The organism is Streptomyces sp. NPDC005728 (assembly GCF_040630895.1).
In the GTDB taxonomy this organism is placed as follows: domain Bacteria; phylum Actinomycetota; class Actinomycetes; order Streptomycetales; family Streptomycetaceae; genus Streptomyces.
In genome coordinates this window covers 1-6,372 of record NZ_JBEXYL010000213.1, presented here as the reverse complement: position 1 = coordinate 6,372, position 6,372 = coordinate 1, and the positions used below count along the sequence as shown (strand labels likewise).

Below are 6,372 nucleotides of genomic sequence, written 5' to 3'. Positions count from 1 at the left end.
CGGATGCAGTACCGTCCCCGCCTCATCGAGGGCCTCATCGCCAAGACCGGACTGGACCTACAACCGCCGTAACCCCAGCCATTAAAGATCTCTAGTGGTCGTCTGGCGAAGAATTGGTAGGACTGACTTTCCCGCATCGGCCTGCAACCAAGTGGGGACGGCGAGCCGGGGTGGTCGTGGTTTAAAGAGCCCCAACATTATGGAAGTGGTGCTGGCTACCTCGTGGTGCAGCGCTCCCAGCGTCGCCGCCGGGCGCGGAAGATGAGCGCGTAGGTGATCACGGTGAGCGCGTACTCGATAGAGAGCAAGCCTGCCAGAATGGCGGGGGCTGCGAGTAGTAGGAGCGGCCAGCTCCACTTGGCGTCCGTGAGGAAGCGGACCAGCGCCGCAATACCGATTGGGAACAAGATGCCCCAGGCGGCGGTCATGAACGCAGAGCGCAAGGTGATACCCATAGCCCTTTTGGGGTTCTTCGTAACACGCCGCCACCACCACCAACGTGCTGGGGAGGAGACCAGGCGTGACAGACCCAGTTGGTTGAGCGAGGATAGCCACTGCCGTGGCGGGGTACTGAACGGTCTCAATCTCAGCCGACGGCCAAAGCTGCGCCAGAACATGACTTTTCCGGCTTCCGCAGGGGCACTTCGGGCGGAGGATCCCTTGCCAGACAGCATGCTCAGGGTCTTTTCGACAGTCCTGCCGAATGTGTACTGCCCCTCCGGAGTGTCGAGGTAGCGCTTGAAGAGTCTTGACTCGTTTGGTTCCGCCAGTTCCCTGAGGTTCTCCTCCATCTGCTCCTTGGAGATTTCGGCAAGGAGGATATTGCGATGGAGTCTGGTCTCGATACGCTGCCTATCCTGGTGATCGGGGATAAACAGACGCAGTAGGTGGTGGGAGGCGTCAAGCCTTCCCCATGTGAAGTCGGATGCGCGCCACTCGGGTTTGATGAATGCGCCGAAGTGGTTGAGACGGATGCCGTAAAGCTTACGGTCGCCGAGAGGGGCAAATTTGTCATGAGGGAAGAGCGGGCTTTCCTCGTCCGGACCGAGACGGAGGAACTCGAACTCCGGCGTGTGCTCAGCAAGTTCCTCTGGTGAGGCGCATGCCTGGGCTACCACTTCTGCGGCGAGACAGAAGCTCAGTGTCTCATTTGCCCGTTGCGTCTGCGTGCGCTGGTCTGTTGGGTCGACAGCGCGGGCTGCCTTGTTGTACTCCTTAACGGCCCTCTGAACTTGTTCCTGCAAGACTTTGGCGACCCCGAGACTCGTGTAGACGCTGTTCAGTATTTCGGTGGCCCCTTGTTCTGGATCAAGGCGGTGAGCCGGGTCGCCGCCAGCCTCGGCCACGTTGCGGATCAGATCGAAGACGGTCTCTTGGACGGCCCGGACGACCCGGACGCAGGAACTCAACTCGCCCAGACTCTGAGTCAGGACCGTCTGATCCTGGCTGCGGGATTCTAGCCCGGTGGCGCTGTTCTTGAGTCGCCGTTCGACGTCGCTGACCAGGGTCCAGATCAGGCGTTCGGCGACACTGCCACCCCAGGCCCATGGATCATCCAGGGAAGAGTTTAGGGCGTCCCCGGTCTTGGGCACCCACTCAAATTTCCGGTCGCTCTTGAGGAGCGAGCCGATGTCGTCGTTCCGGATGCGCGCCAGGGATCGTACGCCGCGCCCTTCCTCGCGCAGTTGCCGTACCTTCCAGAGTGCACCCCTGATACGGCTTTTGCGGTAGTGGAAGAAGAGACTTGAGGCCAAACTGACCAAGTCCTCCCTCTTCCCCTCCTGCGTCTTTTCCTCTCCCTCCCCCTCCTGCGTCTTTCCCTCGCGTTGCTCCTCCTGGGCGCTATGGGCTTCTTCTCTCTCCTTCTCCTCTGCTCTTTCGATCTGGTTGCGGAAAAGCTCGAGGTGACGGTCGAACGACTCCCGGCTCATCCGCTCTTGCAACTCGAAGGTGCCGGTGCGGAAATCGGCCTCTCGTGGATAGCTGATGGCTGTACCGAGGACCGACGGCCATTCGGTCGCCTTGCACGGTGGTTTCTCCCGCTCGTGCGGGTCTGTGATCCCGCTGGAGGGCACGATGTAGACCACGACCCGTCGGACGGGGCCGTCCACCTTCCGGTCGCTGATGGCCTCCAGGACGGGCCCGAAGGGGGCGTTGTTGAGTACGCCCCCGTCAATAATCCAACTAGCCCGGTCTCGACCTCTGCTGGGGATCTCCGGGGCGGGACGCACACGCTGGGAGAGCAGAGGTGACTCGTCCACGGGCGCGAAGGCCATGGGAAAGCCGGCCGAGGCCCGTGCAGCCAGGCGCAGCCGCTCCAGGATCGTGTTGTCGAGGAAGTCTCTGCGGCCTTCGGCCTGTGGTTTCCACTCATTGCGTTCGGCGCTGGCCTTGCGGAAGACCACCGCGTGCGGATCGTGCTGAAACTTGTAGAGTCGACGGTGGTCGGCGACCTGGAACCGACCTCCGAAGCTGTCTCGCAGATACTCCGGCAGCCCGTCCAGTGCGGTCGCGGTGACGAAGAGCGTCACCGGTTCGGCCTCACGCTCGCTGGCACACATCGAGCCCAGGATCCTGCCAACCTCGTCCTCAAAGTATTGGCCGTCAAGGAGACTGTTGTAGGGCGGGGCCTTAAACAGACGGTCTTCCGTGAGGGCAGCAGCGCTCTGCCAGGTGGTGCGCAGATCAGGCAGAGCCGTTCCCCGGCCAATGGCAGTGGCGAGGAGCGAGCCGTTGAGCCCACCCGCGGACGTACCGGCGACGACATCTACCACGACCCGTGTGTGAGCCTCACGCAACACGTCTTGCCACAGCTTGAAGGCCGCCTGATCTTCCTCCTTGACGTTGGGGTCCGGTACTCCGGAGGGCAAGCTGCGCGATGCCCGCCGCAATAGGTCCAGTTCATGTGTGACACCCCCCATCCAGACGGCGAGGCTGACGCCTCCGTTGAGGACCAGGGCGAGACGGGTCTCCTCGACAACCTCCATATACACACAGTAATCATTCATGACGCTACTTGACCGACATACCTGTTCGCCCAGGATGCCGACCACCCGACCGGAGCTACCTCCGGTCAGACCGAGGCGCACCACATCGGGCCAGTGGATGGCGTGTCGCTCCTCCCGCCGGTCGATGCGTGCGGTGGTGAGGTAGTTGGTGATCTCCAGGTGCGGCCGTGCTCGCCGGAGGTGCAGCTGTCTGCCCATCGCCGGTGGTGGCGGACGCGCCTCCGTCGGAGACGGCGGTGCGCACCACGTGGGAGCGAGCTCGGGTCGCGGCGGCAGCTGCTCGGCATCCAGCTGCGCCTGGAAACCTGCTGGCTCGCCTCGCGGGCACCGGTCCCGGCTCAGTGCGCCTGGCCGCCCGCACCCTCACCATCGCCAACCAGCTGGGCATCCCAGTCGTGCTGACCAACGCCGTCCGCTACGCCGACGCCAACCAGCGCCTCCTCGCCGACATCCTGGACGCCGCCCGCCTGCTGCGCCCCATTGATCGCCGCCACCTCGACTCCGGTGCGTCGGCTGAAGGACCCGGCCGCCATAGGCGAGATCGCCCGCCGGATCGGCACTTCGCCCTGCTTCAGGTACGGCCGTCGGGCAAGGAACAAGCCGGCGGACGCAGCCGCTGGAACGGCGTGCTGTCCTTGAGGACCCTGTTGGTCGAACAGCCCGTAGAAGCCGACGAGCCGACCCGCTACTGGATGACCAACCTGCCCCACACGATCCCGGTCGCCGACCTGGTGCGATGGGCGAAGATGCGCCGGCGGATGGAGCACGGCTACTGCGAGTTCACACACGGGCCGCGCCTGGACTGTCAGTTGAGCCGGGCGGTGTTGGTGGCGACGAGTTCTCCGCCGACGAAGCCCTCCACGCGCGCCGAGTGAGCGGCGGCCGCGTCGGGGACGGTGACGTCGGCCTGGCCGTCGGACAGGTCGACGGAGGCGCGCGGGCGCTGGTCGACGTAGACGTCCAGCCGGTCGATGTTGGTGGCCTTGACCTTGAGGCGCAGCGCACCGTCGGCGGCGGTCGCGTCCGTGATGCTCACGGTGTGCGGCGTGAGGCCCTTGAGGATCTCCCCTGCGCGCTCGAACAGGTCGGCGTTGCCTTCCAACAGGTCCCGGCGGGTCATCCGGTAGGGGACGTCCGGGGTGATGCCGAGGTCCTCCACCGGCGTGCCGGAGTTCGCGCCGACCCGCAGGCTGCGGCGGATCGCCACCCGCATGCCGGCGCCCTTCGGCAGGGGCCGGTACGGCGTCTCGGGATCACCCGTGAGGAGGTCGACGAGGTGTTTGTGCTCCCAGACGTTGGCGCCGCCGGCGCCGGTGTTCTCATCGGTGCCGAGGACGGGGCCGATCTGGTGGTCCTGGAAGCCGGCGGCGAAGATGTCGGTGGCCGAGTAGCAGCGGGCGCTGGTGATGAGGACGACCGGGCCGACGTACTGCTGGCCGATCGCGTTGGCGCCGTCCTCGGGTGTGAGGGCCACGGCGCTGGAGTAGGTGGCCCCGATCTCCACGGCCTGCTCCATGGAGGGCAGCCAGGCGCCCAGGTCTTCCTGGTTCCTGCGGCAGATCCGCAGGTTGAGCGGGGTGTTGATGAACTGCGTCGGCTCGGGGGTGATGCGGCGGGGGGTGAGGGTCTGCAGGGCGAGTTCGGAGTTCCAGATGACGCCGCCGCCGTTGTCCCGGACGTCCAGGATCAGACCACGGTCCGGCATCTGGCGGAGCAGTCTGACGAACTCGTTGATGAACCCTTCCACATTGAGTTCGCTGAAGGTGAAGATGCGGATGTAGCCGAAGGTGCCGGCGGCCGTCTGCACCTCCTGTGCCCGGAACACCTTGGGCATCGAGGAGGAGATCTCGCCGGCTCGTACCTCGGGGGCGGCCTCGCCCGCTTCGAGGGCCTGCTGCCGGGCGACGACCTTCGGCGCGAACAGCATCACCTTGGCACGGTTGGCCTCGTCCATGTCGAGGTCCAGGCCCACGGCCAACGCGGCTCCCGTCGGCGCCGCTGCCTGGACGAACGTCGGGAGGAGGTTGTTGTCCACGATCCGCCAGCTCTCGCGCAGCTCGCGTGCGGTGCCGTCGGTGTCGAGGTAGCTGACGGTCACCCACTCCTCGAATGGGGGAAGATGCATGACGAGCGGCCGCAGGGTCAGCGACTGGATGCCGCGGCTGCGGCGGGCGGCCGTGTTGCTGCCGGCGAAGCGGGCGGCGTTGAGGTCGACGGCCTTGGCGATGGGGACCCCGCTCCAGTGGGTGATCTCGACGCCGGGCGCGAAGCCCGGGGCGGAGAAGCCCTGGGCCACGTGGGTGACCATGAAGTGCTCCCCTTGTGCGTCTTCGTACCGCTCGACGAGGAACGGCAGGAAGGCGAGCTTGCCTGCGTAGGGGGCAGGGAGCAGGTAGTTGGTATGGAGGTCCCGCACCGAGTGGAAGATCTCCGACAGCTCGGCGTGAAACAGCCATTCCAGGGGCTTGGTCGCCTCGGTCTGCCGCTCCAGTCGGCGGCGCAGCACCCGTAGGCGCTGCACCGGGTTGACGGCGTACATGGAGGCCTTGAGCGGCAGGTGGACGTAGTTCTGGTCCAGCATGAGAAGGGCCTGGTCGACGATGAGGCGGCGCTCGGCCAGCGTCAGGGTGCCGGCGCCCGCGAGGAAGGCGGGCAGTGCGGTGGCCGCGGTCAGATGCTCTCGTACGGGTTCGGCGACGTGGGGGACGAAATCCGGGACGGAGTGGTCGGCGGGGTGTGCCATGGTGTGCCTCCCGAGGCGGGAACGGGTCGTTCGGGGACTTCACCCTCAGTTATCGGAATCCGCCCGCGGACGAGTGAGCCGGACATCCCCGTTTCGCCTGAACGGACCCGCCCTGAAGGTCGGCTTTGGCTAGGGCCCTTTTGAGCCCGGAGCAAGGGGTGGCTGGCAGCTGCCGGCCGCCAGTATCAATGACGCAGGAGTCGGCTACGCGTTCCTGAACGTCCTGCTCCTGCTCATCATCCTCACGCTCACGAGCATGTGGATGGACATGGCAACCTTCAGCGAGGAAAGGCTGTTCTGGCCTACGCGCTACGGCCTACTGTTGTCGATCTACCAGGTGCGGGGTGTCTCCGCGCAGGTCGCCTACCTTCTCACCCAGGTGACGGCAGCCGTGCTGCTCTGGCGGCAATTGTCCGGCGGCATGTCGCAGCCGCGGCAGTGACCGGTCCACTCGTCACGTTGCCCGGCGGCGGCCCCCCGCTGGTGCTGCGGACTCTCACCGCAGAGATGGCCTCGCCTGAAGCCATTAGCTTGACTCTGTCGGGGATCTTGGAGTTTCGCGGTGCGGCAGCGTGGTCAGCGGGCATGCTCGGGTAGTTCTCTTGCCCGATGTAGCTGTCG

The 6,372-nt window shown here is 65.6% G+C and carries 3 protein-coding genes and 1 pseudogene; 2 read left to right on the top strand and 2 right to left on the bottom strand.

All coding sequences use genetic code 11. The annotated features are described in order from the left end of the window. Positions 1-215: 215 nt before the first annotated feature. The gene (locus ABZ471_RS47395; RefSeq protein ID WP_359075358.1) at positions 216-2,987 is read right to left on the bottom strand and encodes a patatin-like protein; all 2,772 of its coding nucleotides are present in this window, start codon (positions 2,985-2,987) and stop codon (positions 216-218) included. Between the two features lie 344 nt (positions 2,988-3,331). Here ABZ471_RS47395 and ABZ471_RS47390 point away from each other — a divergent pair. After that, a pseudogene (locus tag ABZ471_RS47390) lies at positions 3,332-3,542 on the top strand (hypothetical protein); the annotation flags it as partial. A gap of 271 nt (positions 3,543-3,813) precedes the next feature. Here ABZ471_RS47390 and ABZ471_RS47385 read toward each other — a convergent pair. After that, on the bottom strand, positions 3,814-5,751 hold the full coding sequence (locus ABZ471_RS47385; protein WP_359075357.1) for a S41 family peptidase: 1,938 nt from the start codon (positions 5,749-5,751) through the stop codon (positions 3,814-3,816). Between the two features lie 169 nt (positions 5,752-5,920). Between ABZ471_RS47385 and ABZ471_RS47380 the strand changes: the two genes are divergently transcribed. Next, the gene (locus tag ABZ471_RS47380) at positions 5,921-6,193 is read left to right on the top strand and encodes a DUF6185 family protein (protein WP_359075359.1); all 273 of its coding nucleotides are present in this window, start codon (positions 5,921-5,923) and stop codon (positions 6,191-6,193) included. Positions 6,194-6,372: the final 179 nt, after the last annotated feature.

What these genes read in the sequence shown, in the direction of transcription:
- ABZ471_RS47395 (WP_359075358.1), bottom strand. Translation starts at nt 2,987, where the DNA reads ATGGAGGTTGTCGAGGAGACCCGTCTCGCCCTGGTCCTCAACGGAGGC.
- ABZ471_RS47385 (WP_359075357.1), bottom strand. Translation starts at nt 5,751, where the DNA reads ATGGCACACCCCGCCGACCACTCCGTCCCGGATTTCGTCCCCCACGTC.